The sequence below is a fragment of the Oceanospirillum sanctuarii genome, from assembly GCF_002150805.1.
Lineage (GTDB): Bacteria > Pseudomonadota > Gammaproteobacteria > Pseudomonadales > Halomonadaceae > Oceanospirillum > Oceanospirillum sanctuarii.
In genome coordinates this window covers 660,796-681,910 of record NZ_MTBA01000003.1, presented here as the reverse complement: position 1 = coordinate 681,910, position 21,115 = coordinate 660,796, and the positions used below count along the sequence as shown (strand labels likewise).

The window sequence follows — 21,115 nt, the reverse complement described above, 5'->3', positions numbered from 1 at the left end:
TTCAGAAAGAAATAAAGGTTAATCATCATGCAATCCATCATGCTTAAAGCAAAACTGCATCAGGCTCGTGTCACTCACGCGGTACTGGAGTATGAGGGTTCTTGCGCTATTGACGGCAACTTGCTGGATATGGCCGGCATCCGTGAATACGAGCAAATTCAGATTTACAACATTGAAGGTGGCCAGCGCTTCACTACCTACGCTATCCGTGGTGAAGAAGGTTCCGGCATCATCTCTGTTAATGGCGCTGCAGCTCACCAGGCTAAAGTTGGCGATCGCGTTATCATCTGCGCATACGCAAACTACACTGAAGCTGAGCTGGCTAACTTCAAGCCTGCCCTGATCTACATGGCAGAAGGCAACGAAGTGAGCCACACCAGCAACGCGATTCCGGTACAGGTTGCTTAAGAGCAATACTTACCGAGAAATGAAAAAAGCTGACCTAAGGTCAGCTTTTTTTTTGTCATCATTTAGGCGTATTCTGTCTCTGGAACTGCAAAAAAGTGCTATGCTGCATAGCACAATAAAGATCTTTATCTGATAAAAAAGGAAATACCTATGCAAGACGTTGTTATCGTCGCCGCCGGTCGTACAGCAATCGGCAGCTTTAACGGTGGTCTGAGCTCTGTTTCTGCCAGCGATCTGGGTGCCGTTGTAATCAAAGGCCTGTTAGAGAAAACCGGTATTGATCCTAAACAGGTAGACGAAGTTCTGCTGGGTCAGGTACTGACAGCGGGTTGCGGTCAGAACCCTGCTCGTCAGGCAGCGATCAAAGGCGGTCTGACAGAAGCAACGCCTGCTATGACAATCAACAAGGTTTGCGGCTCAGGCCTGAAAGCCCTGCACCTTGGTACCCAGGCGATCCGTTGCGGCGATGCTGATGTGATCATCGCTGGCGGTATGGAAAACATGTCTCTGTCTGCCCACGTTCTGCCGGGCTCCCGTTCTGGTCAGCGCATGGGTAACTGGGCTCTGCAGGACAGCATGATTGTTGATGGCCTGTGGGATGCCTTTAATGATATCCACATGGGTATTACCGCAGAAAATCTGGCGGAGAAATACTCCATCAGCCGTGAAGAGCAGGATGCGTTTGCTGCTCAGTCTCAGCAGAAAGCTGAAGAAGCGATTAAAGGCGGTCGTTTCTCTGATGAGATCATTCCGGTAACTATCCCTCAGCGTAAAGGCGATCCGGTTGTTTTCGGCACCGACGAAAACGCACGTTTCGGTACCACCGCTGAAAAGCTGGCAGCTATGCGCCCGGCATTCAAAAAAGACGGCACCGTAACTGCGGGTAACGCTTCTACACTGAACGATGGTGCTGCAGCCGTTATGCTGTGCAGCGCGAAGAAAGCTGAAGAACTGGGTCTGCCGGTTCTGGCCAAGATCTCTGCTTACTCCAATGCAGGTGTTGATCCTAAGATCATGGGTATTGGTCCTGTTCCTGCGACTCAGCGCTGCCTGGAAAAAGCAGGTTGGGATATCAAGGATCTGGATCTGGTTGAAGCCAACGAAGCTTTCGCCGCTCAGGCTCTGAGTGTCAACAAAGAGCTGGGTTGGGATACCGGTAAAGTCAACGTAAACGGTGGTGCGATTGCACTGGGCCACCCGATTGGTGCTTCCGGCTGCCGTGTACTGGTCAGTCTGGTTCACGAAATGATCAAGCGCGATGCTAAAAAGGGTCTGGCGACTCTGTGTATCGGCGGTGGTCAGGGTGTTGCTCTGGCGGTTGAACGCTAAGCATCACTTTGCATTGACAGTAGCCTGCTTGCCGCAGGTTACTGTGCTGCACAAACAGCAGACATAAAAAAACCTCGCAATGGCTGCATCAGCTTTGCGAGGTTTTCTTTTATCAGGAGTCTGCCTTTGATATCAAAAACAGACGCCTGAAGACCAAGAGCGAGTCTTACTCTGCAGCTTCTGCCAGAGTCGCTGCTTTCTCTTCGTCGGTTACTTCTTTAATGCTCAGCTTAACGCGGCCACGGTTGTCCACGTCCAGAACTTTAACAGCAACCATATCACCTTCTTTCAGGTAATCGCTTACAGCGTTAACACGCTCTTGCGCAATCTGAGAGATGTGCACCAGACCGTCCTGACCCGGCAGGAAGTTAACGAAGGCACCGAAGTCCGCCAGACGAACAACCTTACCTTTGTACACAGTACCGATTTCAGCTTCAGCAGTGATACCAGCAATCTCGTTGATCGCCATCTGTGCTGCCGCTTTGTTTTCTGCGTAGATCTTAACCAGACCATTGTCGTCGATATCGATAGAAGCACCGGTACGCTCACACAGTGAACGGATAGTCGCGCCACCTTTACCGATAACGTCACGGATTTTCTCAGGATCGATCTTGATGGTGGTCATCGCAGGTGCGTTCTCAGACAGATCTTCACGACCTTCGCTGATCACTTTGTTCATTTCACCCAGGATGTGCAGACGTGCTTTGTTTGCGCGCTGCAGAGCCACCTCCATGATCTCTTCGTTGATACCTTCAATCTTGATATCCATCTGCAGAGCAGTGATACCTTCAGCAGTACCGGCAACTTTAAAGTCCATATCACCCAGGTGATCTTCGTCACCCAGAATGTCGGTCAGTACAGCGAAACCTTCGCCTTCTTTAACCAGACCCATAGCGATACCGGCAACTGGTGCTTTCAGAGGTACACCAGCGTCCATCAGAGCCAGAGACGCACCACATACGGAAGCCATAGAGCTGGAACCGTTAGATTCAGTGATCTCAGATACCACACGGATGGAGTACGGGAATTCTTCTTCAGTCGGCAGAACCGCCTGAACACCACGACGAGCCAGACGACCGTGACCGATTTCACGACGCTTAGGACCACCCATGAAGCCAGCTTCACCTACAGAGTATGGAGGGAAGTTGTAGTGCAGCATGAACGGGTCGCGAACTTCACCAGCCAGAGACTCGCTGATCTGTGCATCACGGGCAGTACCCAGAGTTGCAGTAACGATCGCCTGAGTTTCACCACGGGTAAACAGAGCAGAACCGTGAGTCTTCTGCAGCATGCCTACTTCAACGCGGATATCACGAACAGTATCCTGATCACGACCGTCGATACGAGGCTCACCATTTACCACAGACTGACGAACAACCTGTTTTTCAATGCTTGCGAATGCAGACTTGATCGCGTCAGCAGTCGGGCCTTCTTCATTAGCCAGTTTCTCAACCGCTTCTGCTTTCAGCTCGCCCAGTTGAGCGTAACGATCCTGTTTAACAGTGATCTTGTACGCGTCTTTAATCTTGTCAGCGTAAGCCAGAGAAACCAGTTGCTTGGTCTCTGTGTCTTCTGCCGCAGGTTGCCAATCCCATGCAGGAGTGCCAACTTCAGCAGCGAACTCTTTGATCGCTACATTCACAGCCTGCAGCTCTTTATGAGCAAACAGAACCGCACCCAGCATCTCGTCTTCAGTCAGCTCTTCTGCTTCAGACTCAACCATCAGTACCGCACTTTCAGTACCGGCAACAACCATGTCCAGAAGAGACTCTTCCAGTTTTTCGTTGCTTGGGTTCAGGATGTAACCTTCGTCGTCAGTGAAACCAACGCGCGCAGCACCCAGAGGACCGCTGAAAGGTACACCGGAAACTGCCAGCGCAGCAGAAGTACCGATCATTGCAGCGATATCAGGATTGTTGTCCTTATCGGCAGACATAACAGTACAGATAACCTGTACTTCGTTCATAAAGCCGTTCGGGAACAGAGGACGAATCGGACGGTCGATCAGACGGGAAGTCAGTGTCTCGTTTTCAGTCGGGCGGCCTTCACGCTTGAAGTAACCACCAGGGATCTTACCTACTGCGTAAGTCTTTTCCTGGTAGTGAACAGACAATGGAAAAAATCCCGCGTCCGGCGATACATCTTTTTTCGCTACTACAGTACACAGCACAGAGGTGCTGCCCATAGTAACCATAACTGCACCAGTAGCCTGACGGGCGATACGACCCGTTTCGAGTGTTACGGTCTGATTGCCGTAAGTAAATGTCTTAGTAACCGGATTCACGGTAATTTCCTTCCAATGTCTATTGCTTTCATGTGTGCGCTATTTTCACACAAAGAAGCCCGCTATCAAAGTGATAGCGGGCTTCAGAGGGCAAACATTTATCCGCCACAAAATTGTGACGAAAAAAGCTGCCGGAGTCCTACGGACAACGTCGTATTAGCGACGCAGACCCAGACGCTTGATCAGATCGCTGTAACGACCCAGATCTTTCTTCTTCAGGTAGTCCAGCAGCTTACGACGCTGGTTAACCATGCGAATCAGACCACGACGGGAGTGGTGATCCTGTTTGTTCGCTTTGAAGTGATCCTGCAGACCGTTGATGTTGAACGTCAGCAGTGCAACCTGAACCTCTGGGGAACCAGTGTCGCCTTCGCCACGTGCGTATTCTTTAACGATTTCTGCTTTCTTTTCTGCAGTTAAAGCCATGATGCTTCTCCTGATAAAATATGCGAAATATAAATTCAGGGTAACCGCGCATATTTACAGTTATCCTAACTTTGCCTCTGACTGAAGCAGTCCTGTCCACAGACCGGTAACGGCGGGACATGGAAATCTGTGTTTGTTGTTCTCAGAGCAGGATCACTGCTCTTCGAACACCACCAGTCGTTTGGGTTGCAGACGACCGGCTTCTGCCGATTCAGCAAGACCGATAAAACGGCCCTGATCATCGTACAAACGAACTTTATTGGCATACACCTGATCACAGGCGATATCCTGGCCGTGGAGGATACGCGCAGTTTCCTCCGCAGACAAATCTTTCTTCGGAAAATGCGCCACCAGAATGTCGGTGTCCAGCAGATATCCGTCAAGAGATTGTTCCAGATCTCTTTCCGCCTGCAGGCGATCAAACTCCAGCATCTCATCCCCGGTAAAACCACCGGTATGAGTACGGTGCAACATCACCAGATGCGCGCCACAACCTAAGGTCTCACCAATATCTTCCGCCAGTGTGCGAACATAGGTGCCCTTGGAGCAACGAACAGAGAAAGTCAGATCCGGTGCATTCCATTCGATCAGTTCGAGATCAAAAATGGTGACGCTGCGAGCCTTACGCTCTACCGTCTTACCTTCACGGGCAAGCTTGTACAACGGCTGGCCATTCTGTTTGAGCGCCGAATACATCGGCGGTACCTGCTCAATATCCCCCAGAAAACGCGCCATAGCTTCTTTGATCTGAACTTCATTAAGCTCAGGCACAGGGCGTTCCTGAATGATATTACCTTCCGCATCACCGGTATCGGAGACCTGACCCAGTCGGGCGGTTGCGATATAGGCTTTGTCTGCGTCCAGCAGGTAACTTGAAAACTTAGTCGCTTCGCCAAAACACAAAGGCAGTAGTCCGGTTGCCATAGGGTCAAGATTACCCGTATGGCCGGCCTTGCTTGCATTCAGCATGGCACGCACGCGCTGAAGGGCGCGGTTACTGGAAATACCTTTGGGTTTATTCAGCAGAAGGACGCCGGAGATATTCCGGCCTTTACCACGACGAGCCACCGGAGATTAATCCTCCGATGAATCGTTGTTGTGTTCTGAAGGGGTGTCTGTCTCAGGAGAGATGCGTGATTTATCGGCAGCAACTGCTTCCTCAATCAGGCTGGACAGCTTACGGCCACGCACCAGGCTGGAGTCATAATCAAACTTCAGCTGAGGGACGATACGCAGTTTAACGGCCTTGCCGATTTCACGACGCAGAAAACCTGCTGCACGGTTAAGTACTGCCAGATCTTCTTTCGCTTCTTCAGCGCTGTCTTTACCCAGAACAGTAATGTAGACGTTTGCGAAGCTCAGATCACGACTGATCTGAACGTCATTCACGGTTACCATTCCCAGACGCGGGTCTTTAATTTCAAACTGAATTATCTGAGCTAGCTCCTTCTGGAGCTGCTCAGCAATTCGGTCCGTTCGTTTGAACTCACGGGACATTCAGCTTTTTTCCTCGGCTCTTAATTAAGTGCCTAAAGAGTAAAGTTACAGGGTGCGCTCAACTTTAACTTTGTCAAAGACTTCGATCTTGTCGCCTTCTTTAACATCGTTGTAGTTCTTAACACCGATACCACACTCAACGCCGTTACGAACTTCGTTAACGTCATCTTTAAAGCGACGCAGGGATTCCAGCTCGCCTTCGTAGATTACAACGTTGTCACGCAGTACACGGATCTTCTTGCTGCGGTAAACCGTACCTTCAACAACCATACAACCTGCAATAGCACCCAGCTTCGGAGAACGGAATACATCGCGTACTTCAGCGATACCCACGATCTCTTCTTTGTATTCAGGAGCCAGCATACCGGTCATCGCTTGTTTAACGTGATCGATCAGTTCATAGATCACGCTGTAGTAGCGCAGATCAATCTCTTCACGTTCAACAATGCTACGGGCGGTTGCATCAGCACGAACGTTGAAACCAACCAGAATCGCGCTGGAAGCCAGAGCCAGGTTAGCGTCAGTTTCAGCAATACCACCTACACCGGAAGAGATGATGTTCACCTTCACTTCATCGGTAGACAGATCCAGCAGTGCTGCAGAGATCGCTTCCAGAGAGCCACGTACGTCAGTTTTCAGTACGATGTTCAGGTTAGCAACTTCGCCTTTCGCCATGTTCTCGAACATGTTCTCCAGCTTAGCCGCCTGCTGACGAGCCAGTTTCACATCACGGAATTTACCCTGACGGAACAGTGCAACTTCACGGGCTTTACGCTCATCCTGTACTACGGTGAACTCATCACCCGCATCAGGCGTGCCGTCCAGACCCAGAATCTCAACCGGAATCGCAGGACCTGCTTCATCGATCGGCTTACCGTTCTCATCAATCAGAGCACGTACACGACCGTAGTTCAGACCTGCCAGAACCATGTCACCCTTACGCAGAGTACCGTTCTGAACCAAAACGGTGGATACAGGACCACGACCTTTATCCAGACGCGCTTCTACAACCACACCTTTAGCCGGTGCTTCAGGAACCGCTTTCAGCTCCAGAATTTCAGATTGCAGCAGTACTGCGTCCAGCAGCTCATCGATACCCTGACCAGATTTGGCGGATACGTGGATAAACTGAACGTCGCCACCCCAATCTTCCGGGATAACTTCTTTAGCAGCCAGTTCGGTCTTAACACGATCCGGATCAGCCGCTTCTTTATCAATTTTGTTAACAGCTACAACGATAGGTACGCCAGCCGCTTTCGCGTGATGGATCGCTTCTTCAGTCTGAGGCATCACACCATCGTCTGCAGCGACAACCAGAATTACAACGTCAGTTGCTTTCGCACCACGTGCACGCATCGCAGTAAAGGCCGCGTGTCCCGGAGTATCCAGGAAGGTGATCATGCCGTGACCCGTCTCAACGTGGTATGCACCGATGTGCTGGGTAATACCACCGGACTCGCCGGATGCAACTTTAGCGCGACGGATGTAATCCAGCAGCGAGGTTTTACCGTGGTCAACGTGACCCATTACGGTAACAACCGGAGCACGAGTTACTTCGTGGCCGTCGTAGCTGATGTTGTCCAGAACTTCGTCTTCCAGAGCGTTGTCGTTCAGCAGTTTGAACTTGTGCCCCATCTCTTCAACGACGATCTGAGCGGTTTCCTGATCGATCACCTGGTTAATGGTAACCATGGCGCCCATCTTGAACATCACCTTGATCACTTCAGCAGCTTTAACGGCCATTTTGTCAGCCAGTTCAGCAACTGTGATCGCTTCAGGGATCGCTACTTCACGTACGATAGGTGCTGCCGGTTTCTCGAAACCGTGCTCACGCTTAGGACCGTTGTTACGGTTATCACTACCGCGACGAGCATTTTTCTTAGCGCTGCGTACTTCTTTCTTGCCGCGACGAGGAGCGTTTTCTTTCTCTTTCTTACGCTCGCCATACTCTGGCTTGGCAGCTGTTTTCTTGCCTTTACCCGGCTTGTTGCCACCAGAAGTGTCTTCATCACGGAACTTCTTAGCAGGTGCTTCAGAAGGCGCTGGAGCCGCTTCAACAGGTGCAGCAGGAGCTGCTGACTGTGCTTTTTGCTCTTCAGCTTTACGTTTAGCTTCTGCCTGACGTTTTGCTTCCTGCTCAGCCTGCAGTCTTGCTTCTTCTTCCGCTTTTTTCTTCGCTTCTTCTTCCGCAGCCTGATCAACTTCAGGGCGCTTCACGTAAGTACGCTTTTTACGCACTTCAATATTAACGGTTTTCTTGCCAGCACCCGCTTTCAGCTTAGTCGTAGTACGACGCTTCAGGGTGATCTTACCCGGCTCACTCGCTTTACCACCGTGACTTTCTTTCAGGTGGTTCAGAAGGGTTTGCTTGTCTTGCTCTGAAACCGGCTGATCCGCTTTCTTATGTGGCAGGCCTGCTTCGCTCATCTGCTCCAGCAAACGTTCCACAGGTCGGCCAACACTTTCAGCAAACTCTTTTACGGTTGATTCTGCCATTCATTCTTCTCCTGTGACTTTGCTGCGCTTACTCGCCGCCCTCAAACCAAGGTGCACGGGCCGTCATAATTAACTGGCCGGCTTTTTCCTCAGACATACCATCAATATCAAGCAAGTCGTCAATGGACTGTTCAGCAAGATCTTCCATGGTACAGATACCTTTACTTGCTAATACATATGCAAGGTGCTTATCGATACCTTCCATATTCAACAGATCTTCAGCTGGTTCAGAATCTTCCAGTTGCTCTTCATCAGCAATCGCCAGATTCAGCAGCTCATCTTTTGCACGGCTGCGCAGTTCTTTAACTAAATCTTCATCAAAGCCTTCAATGGCCAACATTTCATCGATTGGCACATAGGCCACTTCTTCCAGACTGGTGAAACCTTCTTCAACCAGTACGCGTGCCAGCTCCTCATCAACATCCAAATGGTTGATAAAGATCTGAACAACGCTGTCGAACTCTTCGCCCTGCTTGGCTTCAGCTTCTTCTTCGGTCATAACGTTGATCTTCCAGCCCGTCAGCTCACTCGCCAGACGAACGTTCTGACCGTTACGGCCGATCGCTTGTGCCAGGTTTTCGGAATCAACGGCAACATCCATCTCATTCTTGTCTTCATCAACAATAATGGACGCTACTTCGGCCGGAGCCATTGCATTGATTACCAGCTGGGCAGGGTTGTCATCCCACATAACAATATCAACACGCTCGTTACCCAGTTCAGAGGAAACCGCCTGAACACGGGAACCGCGCATACCAACACAGGCACCAACAGGGTCGATACGCTTGTCGTTGGTTTTAACCGCGATCTTGGCACGCAGGCCCGGATCGCGGGCTGCGCCACGAATCTCAATCAGCTGTTCTGCAATCTCAGGAACTTCGATACGGAACAGTTCAATCAGGAACTGCGAACGGGCACGACTCAGCAGCAGCTGACCGGAACGAGCGTCCGGACGTACTTCAGCCAGAAGTGCACGAACACGATCGTTCATGCGGTATTTTTCACCGGCAATCATCTCATCGCGAGGCAGGTAGCCTTCTGCGTTGTTGCCCAGATCAACAATAACGCCGTCACGTGTGGTCTTCTTAACAGTACCGTTAACGATTTCGCCTTCACGCTCGGAATACTGACGCACGATCTCTGCGCGCTCTGCTTCACGTACTTTCTGAACGATAACCTGCTTAGCGGTCTGCGCAGCGATACGACCAAAAGCGATCGATTCGATCTGCTCTTCAATCACATCGCCCAGATTCAATGAAGGGTCTTTCTTCTGAGCATTCGTCAGTGAGATCTCATAATCCACATCATCCAGCTCAATATCTTCAACAATTGTCCAGCGACGGAAGGTATCGTAATCGCCTGTTTTACGGTCAATTGCTACGCGGACGTCCGCCTCTTCATCTTCGAAACGCTTTTTGGAGGCACTAGCCAGAGCTAATTCGATCGCCTCAAAAATCACTTCTTTGGAAACGCCTTTCTCGTTTGAAACGGCATCTACTACCAGAAGAATCTCTTTACTCATGCCATTGCCTCAACAAAAAGTCCTTAGTTATCAAACTGCGGCACTATCCGAGCCTGCTCAATATTCTCGATTGGAAAACAGTACTCTTCCTGATCGACTACAACCAGCACCTCATCTTCTTCGATGCCGTTAAGAATGCCGGAAAATTTACGTCTTCCTTCATACGCAAGGTTCAGCTTCAGAGCTACTTTGTAGCCCTTGTAACGAGCAAACTGATCCAGAGTAAACAGAGGACGATCCATACCCGGGGAGGATACTTCCAGCGTATATTCACTGCTGATCGGGTCTTCTACATCCAGAACACCGCTGAGCTGACGACTGACTTCTGCACAGTTATCCACTGTGACGCCATCCGGCCCATCGATAAATACCCGTAACATAGAATGATTGCCCTGTGGTTTATATTCCAAACCCCAGAACTCAAGCCCCAGTGCTTCGACAACTGGCTTGGCCAGATCGATCAGCAAAGTCTCTTTCTTTGCCATCTAATCACCCTGAAAAAATAAGAAAGCTGAACTTTTTTGCAGCTAACAAAAAGCCCCTATAAAAGGGGCTTTTTGTTATAGAAAATTGGTAGCGGGGGCCGGATTTGAACCGACGACCTTCGGGTTATGAGCCCGACGAGCTACCAGGCTGCTCCACCCCGCATCAATGAAGGTGCACATTCTAGGTGCTAGACAAAGAATAGTCAACTGACTATTTTTTACCAGCGCCGATACCTGCGAATTGCAGGCATCTGTGCTAATTGGTGCCGAAAGCGGGACTTGAACCCGCACGACCATAAGGTCACCACCCCCTCAAGATGGCGTGTCTACCAATTCCACCACTTCGGCATATCTGGAACAAACAAAGTCACAGCGGACTTTGCGAAAGCGCTGAACCAGCCAGCGCTCAGAAACTTTCAGTCAATTAACGCTCTGCAGGAACATCGCTGTCTGCAGGTGCCGGAGCAGCTTCTTCCAGAGCAGGAAGGCCACCTTGGGCTTCTTTTTGCGCCTGCTCGGTTACGATACCGGTATCAGCAGATTGACTCGCGCTTTTCGCTTGTTGACTGGCATAGAATGCCAGAGCCAGACTGGTAGCGAAAAACAGGGCCGCAATTATAGCGGTAAGGCGACCCAAAAAGCTAGTGCTTCCTGTGCTGCCAAAAACAGTTTGTGATGCACCACCACCAAAAGAAGCGCCTGCCTCTGCACCTTTACCCTGCTGGATCATTACCAGACCCACCAGAGCGATAGCCAGAACCACGTGTACTGCCAGAATTACGGTTTCCATCATCTCGACCTATGCTTAATTTGCCGCGCGGCAAATTGAAATAAATTCGTCTACGTTCAACGATGCGCCGCCAACAAGGCCGCCATCGATATCAGGGCAAGCAAACAGCTCTTCTGCATTAGCTGCCTTAACGCTACCGCCATACAGGATGCGCATTGCATCAGCATGTTCCTGACTGAAACCTGCCAGGGCCTCACGAATAGCACGATGAACTTCCTGCGCCTGATCGCTGCTTGCTGTCTTACCTGTACCAATCGCCCAAACCGGCTCGTAAGCGACAACCAGTTTCGACCAATCTGCCAGCTCCAGCTGCTCAACCACAGCCTTAACCTGACCAAGAACCACATCAAGCGTGCGGCCATTTTCACGTTCTTCAAGGGTTTCACCCACACAAAGAACCGCTACCAGACCAGCCGCGATTGCCGCTTTAGTCTTCTGGGCGATCAAAGCATCCGTTTCGCCATAAATAGCACGACGCTCAGAGTGCCCCACCAGAACATGGCTCAACTGCAGCTCAGCAAGCATTCCGGTTGAAACTTCACCGGTAAATGCGCCGGACTCAGCCTCATGGCAGTTTTGAGCACCAACCAGCAGACGCTCGCCAGCCTGACGACGCACATCACCCAAAAAAAGTGATGGCGGACAAACCAGAATTTCAGCTTGTGACTGTTTGGCCTCTTCAGCCAGAGCGGGAACCAGAGAGTTAATCAGCTCATAAGAGCCGTTCATTTTCCAGTTACCGGCGACAATTTTCTTACGCATAACAATTCCTGTATTTCAGGGCGCAAAATATTACTTCATGCCAACCCGACTGACAAGGTGAAGCCGCCTTATCCGGCGGACTTCTTGCTTATCCTGCAACCTGTTGCGCGATGACTGCGGCCAAATCTTCAGCCAAAGCGGTTACTTCCGCTTCATCCTCACCTTCAGTCATCACCCGAATCAGAGGCTCGGTTCCTGAAGGACGCAGCAGCAGACGACCACGACCTTCAAGCGCAGCCTCAACTTCAGCGATTTTCGCTTTTACCGGAGCCGCCTCCTGAACGTCTGCTGCAGAAGCGTCGCCCAGACGAACATTAACCAACACCTGAGGTAGTTTATTCAAAGGTTCCAGCAACTCTTCCAGGGTCTTTCCACTACGGGCTACCGCAGCCATCACCTGCAGCGCTGAGACAATGCCATCACCGGTGGTCTGTACGTGCTGACATACCAGATGACCTGAGTTTTCACCACCTACACGCCAGTCATTTGCCTTCAGCTCGGCCATAACATAACGATCACCCACTTTTGCACGGGTGAACGGAATATCCAGTTCCGCAAAAGCTTTTTCCAAGCCAAAGTTACTCATCAGAGTACCGACAACACCGCCACACAGCATATCTTCACGCTGCATATCTGTGGCGATAATGTAGAGCAGATCATCACCATCCAGCAGATTACCCTGCTTATCAACCATGGCGACTCGGTCGCCATCACCATCAAAGGCGATACCCAAATCTGCACCATGCTCGAGAACTGCAGCCTGAAGAGCTTTAGGCGCCGTTGAACCGACCTCTTTGTTGATATTGAGGCCGTCTGGATTAGCTCCGATAGCAACGACTTCGGCACCGAGCTCTGTAAACACAGATGGTGCAATGTGATAGGTTGCCCCATGAGCACAATCGAGCACGATCTTAAGCCCTTCCAGATTAAATTCGTTCGGGAAGGTGCTCTTACAAAATTCGATATAACGGCCAGCGGCGTCGTCAATTCGTTTGGCTTTACCCAGTTTTTCAGGGCTAACCGTCACCATAGGCTCATCAAGCTGAGCCTCGATAGCCGCCTCGATATCATCCGGCAGTTTGGTACCCTGCGCCGAGAAGAATTTAATGCCGTTATCTTCAAAAGGGTTATGAGAAGCACTGATCACGATTCCAGCCTGCGCGTGGAAAGTACGTGTCAGGTAAGCGATACCCGGTGTTGGCATAGGACCAAGCAGATAAACATCAACACCCGCTGCTGAAAGACCCGCTTCCAGCGCAGATTCAAACATATAACCCGAGATACGGGTGTCTTTACCAATCAGAATCTTGTTGTGGCCTTTCTGGTTAAACACCTTACCGGCCGCCCAACCCAGCTTCAGCATAAACTCGGCAGTCACTGCACCTTCGCCAACACGACCACGGATACCATCGGTACCAAAATACTTACGACCCATTTTTATTCTGCTCCCTGCACTGCCTGATAGACCTTCAGTGCATCAATTGTTTCTTCTACATCATGTACCCGCAAGATCCATGCTCCCTGCTGAGCACAAATCAGTGCACTAGCGACACTCGCACTAATCCGCTCTGCCGGTACGTCTTTGCCTGTTATCGCCCCCAGCATGCTTTTACGGGACGTTCCCGTCAGCAGGGGGTAACCCAAGTCTGAAATATCTTTTAAGTGCTTGATCAGGCTGCAATTATGCTCAACACTTTTTCCAAAGCCATAACCCGGATCAAGAATAATCTTCTCTTTTGCAATTCCTGCCTGAAGACAAGCATCGATTCGCTTCTGCAGATAGCCCGTTACTTCACGGAGCAGGTTGCCATAGGAGGGATCATCCTGCATGTTCTGCGGCTGACCCTGCATGTGCATCAGACAGACAGGCAACCCAGTAGCCGCTGCCGCCTGTAGCGCACCTTCTTTTTCCAATGCGCGGACATCATTAATTAAGCCAGCACCTGCTTTTGCAGATTCAGTGATCACTGCAGCTGTGCTGGTGTCCACAGAAACCAAGGCATCAAACTCTTTTACCAGCGCCTCTACCACAGGCACAACACGATCCAGCTCTTCCTGCTCAGGCACAATCGCAGCACCCGGCCGGGTCGACTCTCCACCAACATCGATCAGTGTCGCACCAGCTTTTATCATCTGTTCAGCATGACGCAGAGCGGCATCCAGTCCGTTGTGACGACCACCATCAGAGAAGGAATCCGGAGTCACATTAAGAATACCCATGACCTGAATTTTATTCAGATCCAGTGTATGACGAGCAAAAGAAAAAGGGCGTGATTCAAGGTTCGACATCAAGCTTTCCCGCTTTAAAATCAAACACTTTAAATCACGCCCTTCTTCTTAGGCAAGCGATTCAGTCGGCTAAGACTTAGTCCTGACCTTTCGGCTTATCACCATCAGAATCAGTATCACGCTTAACCTCTGAGCCGCCATCGGAATCATCTTCAGACTTAACTTCAGAGCTATCATCCTGAGCCTTTTCCGCATCCGCCTCAGGACGAATCGGAGACACATTAGAAGACTCTACAGCTTCTGATTTTGGCTCCTGAGTTTCTTCTGCCGCCGCATGACCTTTTTCTACCCAACCTTCAGGTGCTTCCGGCTCACGACCTTCCATGATGGCATCGATCTGCTTGGCATCAATGGTTTCATACTTCATCAGAGCATCAGCCATCATATCCAGCTTATCGCGATTATCCGTCAGAAGCTGCATTGCACGGTCATAGCACTCATCAATGATGCCACGCACTTCTTTGTCGAGCTTGCTAGAGATCTCAGCAGAGGAGAATTTACCGGCAGCACCACCAGACGGACCACCCAGGAACTGGTGTGACTCATCTTCGTTGTACATCAGCGGACCCATCTCACGGGACAAGCCCCACTTGGTTACCATGCTGTGGGCAATCTCGGTAGCGCGCTTAATATCGTTAGAAGCACCTGTAGTGACACCATCAAAGCCCAGCGTCATCTCTTCAGCAATACGGCCACCATAAAGACTGCAGATCTGGCTCAGCAAACCAGTACGGCTGTGGCTGTAACGGTCTTCTTCAGGCAGGAACATGGTTACACCCAGTGCACGCCCACGCGGAATAATACTCACCTTGTAAACAGGGTCGTGTTCAGGCACCAGACGTCCAACAATAGCGTGACCTGCTTCGTGATAAGCCGTATTCAGCTTCTCTTTCTCAGACATCACCATGTTCTTACGTTCAGTACCCATGATGATCTTGTCTTTCGCCAGATCAAACTCAACCATGCGTACCAGACGGCTGTCGCTACGGGCAGCAAACAGAGCAGCTTCGTTAACAAGGTTTGCCAGATCAGCACCGGAGAAACCCGGCGTACCACGAGCAATGATTGCCGGATCAACGTCATCAGCAATCGGTACTTTACGCATGTGCACTTTCAGAATCTGTTCACGACCACGGATATCAGGCAGACCTACCGTTACCTGACGGTCAAAACGGCCCGGACGCAGTAGCGCAGCATCAAGAACGTCAGGACGGTTAGTCGCTGCGATTACGATGATGCCTTCGTTACCTTCAAAGCCGTCCATTTCAACCAGCAGCTGGTTCAGCGTCTGTTCACGCTCATCGTGACCACCACCCATGCCGGAGCCACGCTGACGACCTACCGCATCAATCTCATCAATAAAGATGATGCAAGGTGCCTGCTTCTTAGCCTGCTCGAACATGTCACGAACACGGGAAGCACCGACACCAACAAACATCTCAACAAAGTCTGAACCGGAGATCGTGAAGAAAGGCACTTTGGCTTCACCGGCAATCGCTTTTGCCAGCATGGTTTTACCGGTACCCGGCTGACCAACCATCAGGACACCGCGCGGAATCTTACCGCCAAGGCGCTGGAACTTGCCCGGATCACGCAGGAAGTCCACCAGTTCTTTCACTTCCTCTTTAGCTTCGTCAACACCGGCAACGTCAGCAAAAGTGGTTTTAATCTGATCCTGAGGCAACAGACGGGCCTTCGACTTGCCGAAGCTCATCGGGCCTTTACCGCCGCCACCGCCGCCCTGCATCTGGCGCATAAAGAAGAAGAAAATCGCCAAAATAATCAGGATAGGGAAACTGGCAACCAGCAAACGCGACCAAACACTCTGCTGTTCAGGCTGACGACCTTCCACCACCACCTGGTGCTGGATCAGATCATCCATCAGCTTAGGATCCTGTACCGCCGGACGAATTGTCTCAAAACGGCTACCGTCGATACGCTCACCTGTAATGGTATAACCATCCACTACAATCTTACGCACCTGATCACGCTGCACCTCTTCGATGAAGTCGGTGTAGTTCATGCGCAGTGGTGAGGAATCAACACTGAAATTATTGAAAACTGTTAATAACACTGCAGCGATAATCAGCCACAGAATTAAATTTTTTGCCATATCGTTCAAGGGCTCACCCTCTGTTTGATCGCTTTGATTGCCTGCATTTCAGGATCCTTAATAGACAATACTATACTCCAATCGGTTCAACCATCCGACCAGGGTTTAGCCTTAAAATCCTTTGATGAGAAGGTAAACTTCTCTGGATCTTGCCCGTGAGGCATCCGGTTTCCTTGTAATTACTGTTTTAAACTGACTTTACGGGTCTTTCAAGCAGGTAACACCACCTGCGTTGAAACTCCCTGACCAGAAAAAACTGTCATTCTTAAGAGTACGTGAAGCCCGTTCAAGTGCAAGCACCCCTCCGATACATGGCCTGCTGTCGGTACATGATGATCATAAAATGTACACCCTGCAGTCCAAAACCGGATTTTGACCGAACCCCACAAATTTCCTGTAAACAAACACCGGTCAGAGATTACCATCCGCTCTGCACTTAGCTACAATGTGGGTTTTACCCAAGCCAAATTCAAGGCAAGCACTTCTGGAAGTTTTATGCCCCTGACATCTGCAGTTAAAAAACAGTACCGTTCTATCGCCCATCATCTGGATCCAGTGGTGATCGTTTCTGAAAACGGTCTGAGCGATGGACTTCTGGCCGAAGTAGATCGCGCACTGAACGATCACGAGCTGATCAAGGTTCGCGTTAGCGTTGCAGACCGCGAAAGCAAAGTGTTGCTGATCGAAGAGATCCGTAAAGAGACAGGCGCAGAACTGGTTCAGACCATTGGCAAAATGGCGGTTTTCTTCCGCAAAGCCAAAGAGCAGAATGCCAAGCTGTCCAATCTGGTTCGCTACGAGCATTACCTGAACCGCTGATACCTTCAGCCGTCACCGGTGATACATTCAGCGGTCACAGGCGAAACTGCCTGAACCCGAAGAACCTCCGACCTGATCATCGCATCCGGTCATAAAAGTTCTACGGTACAAATCAAATAAGGGGGCAAAAGCCCCCTTATTTTTTTAGATGTGGTGTACTTCCGAAATCTCGTACTCCACTTCGCCGCCTGGTGTTACCACCACGACAACGTCACCTTCTTCCTTGCCGATCAGGGCACGGGCGATAGGTGAGTTCACCGAAATCTTTCCGGCTTTAATATCCGCTTCGTCGTCACCAACGATCTGGTAGCGCACTTCAGCTTCAGTATCCAAGTTGTACAGATCAACCGTGGTACCAAAGATCACCTTGCCACTTTTCGGAATAGTAGTGATATCGATCACCTGAGCGGTGGACAGTTTGCCCTCCAGCTCTTGAATACGGCCTTCGATAAAGCCCTGCTGCTCACGGGCAGCATGGTATTCAGCATTCTCTTTCAGATCGCCATGTTCACGGGCTTCAGCAATCGCTTCAATAACCCGTGGACGCTGGACAGACTTCAGATCGTCAAGTTCTGCACGAAGGCGCTGTTCGCCTTCGACAGTCATTGGGAAACGGTTTACGCTCATGCGTTAACTCCTGAATGGATATCCTGCAGGCGACGAACGTTGATCTCATCACCATACTCCAGAGCCAGACATACCGCTTTAGCAGCCGCCAGAGTCGTGGTGTAGGCCACCTTGTGCTGCAGTGCTGTACGACGGATAGTGGAAGAATCCGCAATCGCCTTACGACCTTCAGTGGTGTTAACCACGTAGGAGATCTCGTCGTTTTTCAGCATATCAACCAGGTGTGGACGACCTTCGTTCACCTTGTTAACCACTTCAACCGGGATATTCGCTTCTTCCAGAACCTTAGCAGTACCGCGAGTCGCCAGCAGCTCAAAGCCCAGTTTCTGCAGAGACTTAGCCACGTCAACAACCGCTACCTTATCTGCTTCACGAACACTCAGGATCGCACGACCGCCATTCTTAGGCATCTGCTCACCTGCACCCTGCTGTGCTTTCAGGAAAGCTTCAGCGAAGGTATCACCGGTACCCATAACTTCACCGGTAGACTTCATCTCAGGACTCAGGATCGGATCCACACCCTGGAATTTGTTGAACGGGAATACCGCTTCTTTTACGTTGTACAGTGTCGGAACGATCTCTTTAGTGAAGCCCTGCTCCTCCAGAGAGATACCGGTCATGCAGCGCGCAGCCACTTTAGCCAGAGAGGTACCGATACACTTGGACACGAAAGGAACCGTACGGGATGCACGAGGGTTAACCTCGATCACGTAGATCTCACCGTCCTGCCACGCCAGCTGAACGTTCATCAGACCAACAACACCCAGCTCCAGCGCCATACGCTTAACCTGATCGCGCATCTGATCCTGTACATCAGATGGCAGGCTGTATGGAGGCAGAGAACACGCAGAGTCACCGGAGTGAACACCCGCCTGTTCGATGTGCTGCATGATGCTGCCGATAACAACCTGCTTACCGTCAGATACCGCATCAATATCGATTTCGATCGCTGCATTCAGGAAGTGATCCAGCAGAACCGGGCTGTCGTTAGACACTTTAACCGCGGTGTTCATGTAGCGGTTCAGCTCTTCATCGCTGTATACGATTTCCATCGCACGACCACCCAGAACGTAGGACGGACGCACAACCAGCGGATAACCGATCTTCTGAGCCAGCAGCAGAGCTTCATCCAGGCTACGAGCCGTCGCATTAGGTGGCTGCTTCAGTTCCAGACGTTCAATCATCTTCTGGAAACGCTCACGGTCTTCTGCGCGGTCGATCGCGTCAGGAGTAGTACCAATGATAGGCACGCCAGCAGCTTCCAGTTCACGAGCCAGTTTCAGCGGCGTCTGACCACCGAACTGTACGATTACGCCTTTTGGCTTCTCTTTATCAACGATTTCCAGCACGTCTTCCAGAGTGATCGGTTCGAAGAACAGACGATCTGAAGTGTCGTAGTCAGTAGAAACCGTCTCAGGGTTACAGTTCACCATGATGGTTTCGTAACCGTCTTCACGAGCGGCCAGTGCTGCGTGTACACAGCAGTAGTCAAACTCAATACCCTGACCGATACGGTTAGGGCCGCCACCGATAACCATGATCTTCTCACGGTCGCTCGGATCTGCCTCACACTCTTCTTCATAAGTGGAGTACATGTAGGCGGTATCAGAAGCAAATTCTGCGGCACAGGTATCAACACGTTTGTACACAGGGCGAACGCCCAGCTTCTGACGCAGCTTGCGGAATTCTTTTTCGGACACATCCAGCAGGTCAGACAGACGCGCATCAGAGAAGCCTTTACGCTTCAGACGGAAGATTACGTCTTCAGTCAGCTCAGCCATGCCCATTTTCGCAACGCGCTGCTCATCTTTGATGATGTCTTCGATCTGCACCAGGAACCAAGGATCAACACCTGTGATCGCGTACAGCTCTTCAACGCTCATACCCAGACGGAAAGCATCACCGATGTACCAGATACGATCCGCACCCGGGTTCTGCAGTTCGCCTTTCAGCTTATCCATGTAGCCTTCTTCAGCGGTATCCAGAATCGGATCGAAACCGGTCGCGCCTACTTCCAGACCGCGCAGAGCTTTCTGCATAGATTCCTGCAGAGTACGGCCAATCGCCATCACCTCACCAACAGACTTCATCTGAGTGGTCAGACGGTCGTTAGCCTGCGGGAATTTCTCGAAGGTGAAACGAGGAATCTTGGTAACCACGTAGTCGATAGACGGCTCGAAAGACGCCGGAGTACGACCACCGGTAATATCGTTCTGCAGCTCATCCAGGGTGTAACCCACCGCCAGTTTGGCTGCGATCTTAGCGATCGGGAAACCGGTTGCTTTGGATGCCAGCGCAGAAGAACGGGATACACGCGGGTTCATCTCGATCACAACCATACGGCCGGTCTTAGGATCCATACCGAACTGTACGTTGGAACCACCGGTCTCTACGCCGATCTCGCGCAGTACCGCCAGAGAGGCGTCACGCATGATCTGGTATTCTTTGTCGGTCAGAGTCTGAGCCGGTGCAACTGTGATGGAGTCACCGGTGTGAACACCCATCGCATCGAAGTTTTCGATGGCACAAACGATGATGCAGTTGTCGTTTTTGTCACGAACAACTTCCATCTCGTACTCTTTCCAGCCGATCAGGGATTCGTCGATCAGCAGCTCGTTGGTTGGCGACAGGTCCAGACCACGGGTACAGATCTCTTCAAACTCTTCTTTGTTGTACGCGATGCCGCCACCGGTACCACCCATGGTGAAAGAAGGACGGATGATGCAAGGGAAACCCAGTTTCGCCTGTACTTCCCACGCTTCTTCCATGGTGTGCGCGATATCAGCACGCGGACATTCCAGACCGATGTTTTTCATCGCCTGGTCAAAACGCTCACGGTTTTCAGCTTTGTCGATGGTGTCGGCGTTAGCACCGATCATTTCCACACCGAACTCTTTCAGTACGCCGTGCTTTTCCAGATCCAGAGCACAGTTCAGTGCTGTCTGGCCGCCCATGGTCGGCAGAACCGCATCCGGACGCTCTTTCTCGATGATCTTAGCAACAGTCTGCCAGGTGATCGGCTCGATGTAGGTCGCATCAGCCATCGCCGGATCAGTCATAATGGTTGCCGGGTTAGAGTTCACCAGAATTACACGGTAACCCTCTTCACGCAGTGCTTTACAAGCCTGTGCGCCGGAATAGTCAAACTCACAGGCCTGACCAATGATGATTGGGCCTGCGCCCAGAATCAGAATACTTTCTATGTCGGTACGTTTTGGCATGGTCACTCACACACTAAAAATTCGGTTGGTATCAGTTCAGCATCGCT

Annotated in this window: 17 protein-coding genes and 2 tRNA genes; 3 read left to right on the top strand and 16 right to left on the bottom strand. The window is 50.8% G+C overall.

Going from position 1 to position 21,115, the window contains the following annotated elements:
- The first annotated feature begins 27 nt into the window (after positions 1-27).
- Complete coding sequence (gene panD / locus BV405_RS06875; protein WP_086480101.1) at positions 28-408, top strand: aspartate 1-decarboxylase; 381 nt, start codon at positions 28-30, stop codon at positions 406-408.
- 150 nt (positions 409-558) lie between these two features.
- On the top strand, positions 559-1,737 hold the full coding sequence (locus BV405_RS06870; protein WP_086480100.1) for an acetyl-CoA C-acetyltransferase: 1,179 nt from the start codon (positions 559-561) through the stop codon (positions 1,735-1,737).
- A 166-nt stretch (positions 1,738-1,903) separates the two neighbouring features.
- Here the strand turns inward: BV405_RS06870 and pnp are convergent, their stop codons facing one another.
- The 14 genes from pnp to ftsH all read right to left on the bottom strand — a co-directional run bounded on the left by pnp (position 1,904) and on the right by ftsH (position 16,410).
- Positions 1,904-4,021: a polyribonucleotide nucleotidyltransferase gene (gene pnp, locus BV405_RS06865; RefSeq protein WP_086480099.1), complete on the bottom strand. Its 2,118-nt coding sequence runs from the start codon at positions 4,019-4,021 to the stop codon at positions 1,904-1,906.
- A 156-nt stretch (positions 4,022-4,177) separates the two neighbouring features.
- Positions 4,178-4,447, bottom strand: coding sequence for a 30S ribosomal protein S15 (gene rpsO, locus BV405_RS06860; RefSeq protein ID WP_086480098.1), 270 nt, complete (start codon positions 4,445-4,447; stop codon positions 4,178-4,180).
- 153 nt (positions 4,448-4,600) lie between these two features.
- On the bottom strand, positions 4,601-5,515 hold the full coding sequence (gene truB / locus BV405_RS06855) for a tRNA pseudouridine(55) synthase TruB (protein ID WP_086480097.1): 915 nt from the start codon (positions 5,513-5,515) through the stop codon (positions 4,601-4,603).
- A 6-nt stretch (positions 5,516-5,521) separates the two neighbouring features.
- On the bottom strand, positions 5,522-5,944 hold the full coding sequence (gene rbfA, locus BV405_RS06850; RefSeq protein ID WP_086480096.1) for a 30S ribosome-binding factor RbfA: 423 nt from the start codon (positions 5,942-5,944) through the stop codon (positions 5,522-5,524).
- Between the two features lie 45 nt (positions 5,945-5,989).
- Entirely contained in the window at positions 5,990-8,440 is a 2,451-nt protein-coding gene (gene infB, locus BV405_RS06845; RefSeq protein ID WP_086480095.1) for a translation initiation factor IF-2, read from the bottom strand.
- A 28-nt stretch (positions 8,441-8,468) separates the two neighbouring features.
- Positions 8,469-9,962 carry a transcription termination factor NusA gene (nusA, locus tag BV405_RS06840; protein WP_086480094.1) on the bottom strand — a complete coding sequence of 498 codons (1,494 nt, stop codon included), beginning with the start codon at positions 9,960-9,962 and terminating at the stop codon, positions 8,469-8,471.
- 23 nt (positions 9,963-9,985) lie between these two features.
- Positions 9,986-10,447: a ribosome maturation factor RimP gene (gene rimP / locus BV405_RS06835; RefSeq protein WP_086480093.1), complete on the bottom strand. Its 462-nt coding sequence runs from the start codon at positions 10,445-10,447 to the stop codon at positions 9,986-9,988.
- 86 nt (positions 10,448-10,533) lie between these two features.
- Positions 10,534-10,610, bottom strand: a tRNA-Met gene (locus BV405_RS06830).
- Between the two features lie 98 nt (positions 10,611-10,708).
- Positions 10,709-10,795: transfer RNA gene (locus BV405_RS06825), tRNA-Leu, on the bottom strand.
- Positions 10,796-10,871: 76 nt separating this feature from the next.
- Positions 10,872-11,237: a preprotein translocase subunit SecG gene (gene secG, locus BV405_RS06820; protein ID WP_217895585.1), complete on the bottom strand. Its 366-nt coding sequence runs from the start codon at positions 11,235-11,237 to the stop codon at positions 10,872-10,874.
- A 15-nt stretch (positions 11,238-11,252) separates the two neighbouring features.
- Positions 11,253-11,999: a triose-phosphate isomerase gene (tpiA, locus tag BV405_RS06815; protein WP_086480091.1), complete on the bottom strand. Its 747-nt coding sequence runs from the start codon at positions 11,997-11,999 to the stop codon at positions 11,253-11,255.
- Between the two features lie 88 nt (positions 12,000-12,087).
- Positions 12,088-13,434, bottom strand: coding sequence for a phosphoglucosamine mutase (glmM, locus tag BV405_RS06810; RefSeq protein ID WP_086480090.1), 1,347 nt, complete (start codon positions 13,432-13,434; stop codon positions 12,088-12,090).
- 2 nt (positions 13,435-13,436) lie between these two features.
- Positions 13,437-14,288 (bottom strand): dihydropteroate synthase, encoded by an 852-nt coding sequence (gene folP / locus BV405_RS06805; protein ID WP_086480089.1) that lies wholly within the window; start codon positions 14,286-14,288, stop codon positions 13,437-13,439.
- A 76-nt stretch (positions 14,289-14,364) separates the two neighbouring features.
- Entirely contained in the window at positions 14,365-16,410 is a 2,046-nt protein-coding gene (gene ftsH, locus BV405_RS06800) for an ATP-dependent zinc metalloprotease FtsH (RefSeq protein ID WP_086480088.1), read from the bottom strand.
- 486 nt (positions 16,411-16,896) lie between these two features.
- Between ftsH and yhbY the strand changes: the two genes are divergently transcribed.
- Complete coding sequence (gene yhbY / locus BV405_RS06790) at positions 16,897-17,220, top strand: ribosome assembly RNA-binding protein YhbY (protein WP_086480087.1); 324 nt, start codon at positions 16,897-16,899, stop codon at positions 17,218-17,220.
- 144 nt (positions 17,221-17,364) lie between these two features.
- Here the strand turns inward: yhbY and greA are convergent, their stop codons facing one another.
- Both greA and carB read right to left on the bottom strand, forming a co-directional pair.
- The gene (greA, locus tag BV405_RS06785; RefSeq protein ID WP_086480086.1) at positions 17,365-17,847 is read right to left on the bottom strand and encodes a transcription elongation factor GreA; all 483 of its coding nucleotides are present in this window, start codon (positions 17,845-17,847) and stop codon (positions 17,365-17,367) included.
- A complete protein-coding gene (gene carB / locus BV405_RS06780; protein WP_086480085.1) occupies positions 17,844-21,068 on the bottom strand; it encodes a carbamoyl-phosphate synthase large subunit in 3,225 nt (1,074 codons plus the stop codon). The genes greA and carB overlap by 4 nt, the downstream gene beginning before the upstream one ends.
- Positions 21,069-21,115 lie beyond the last annotated feature (47 nt).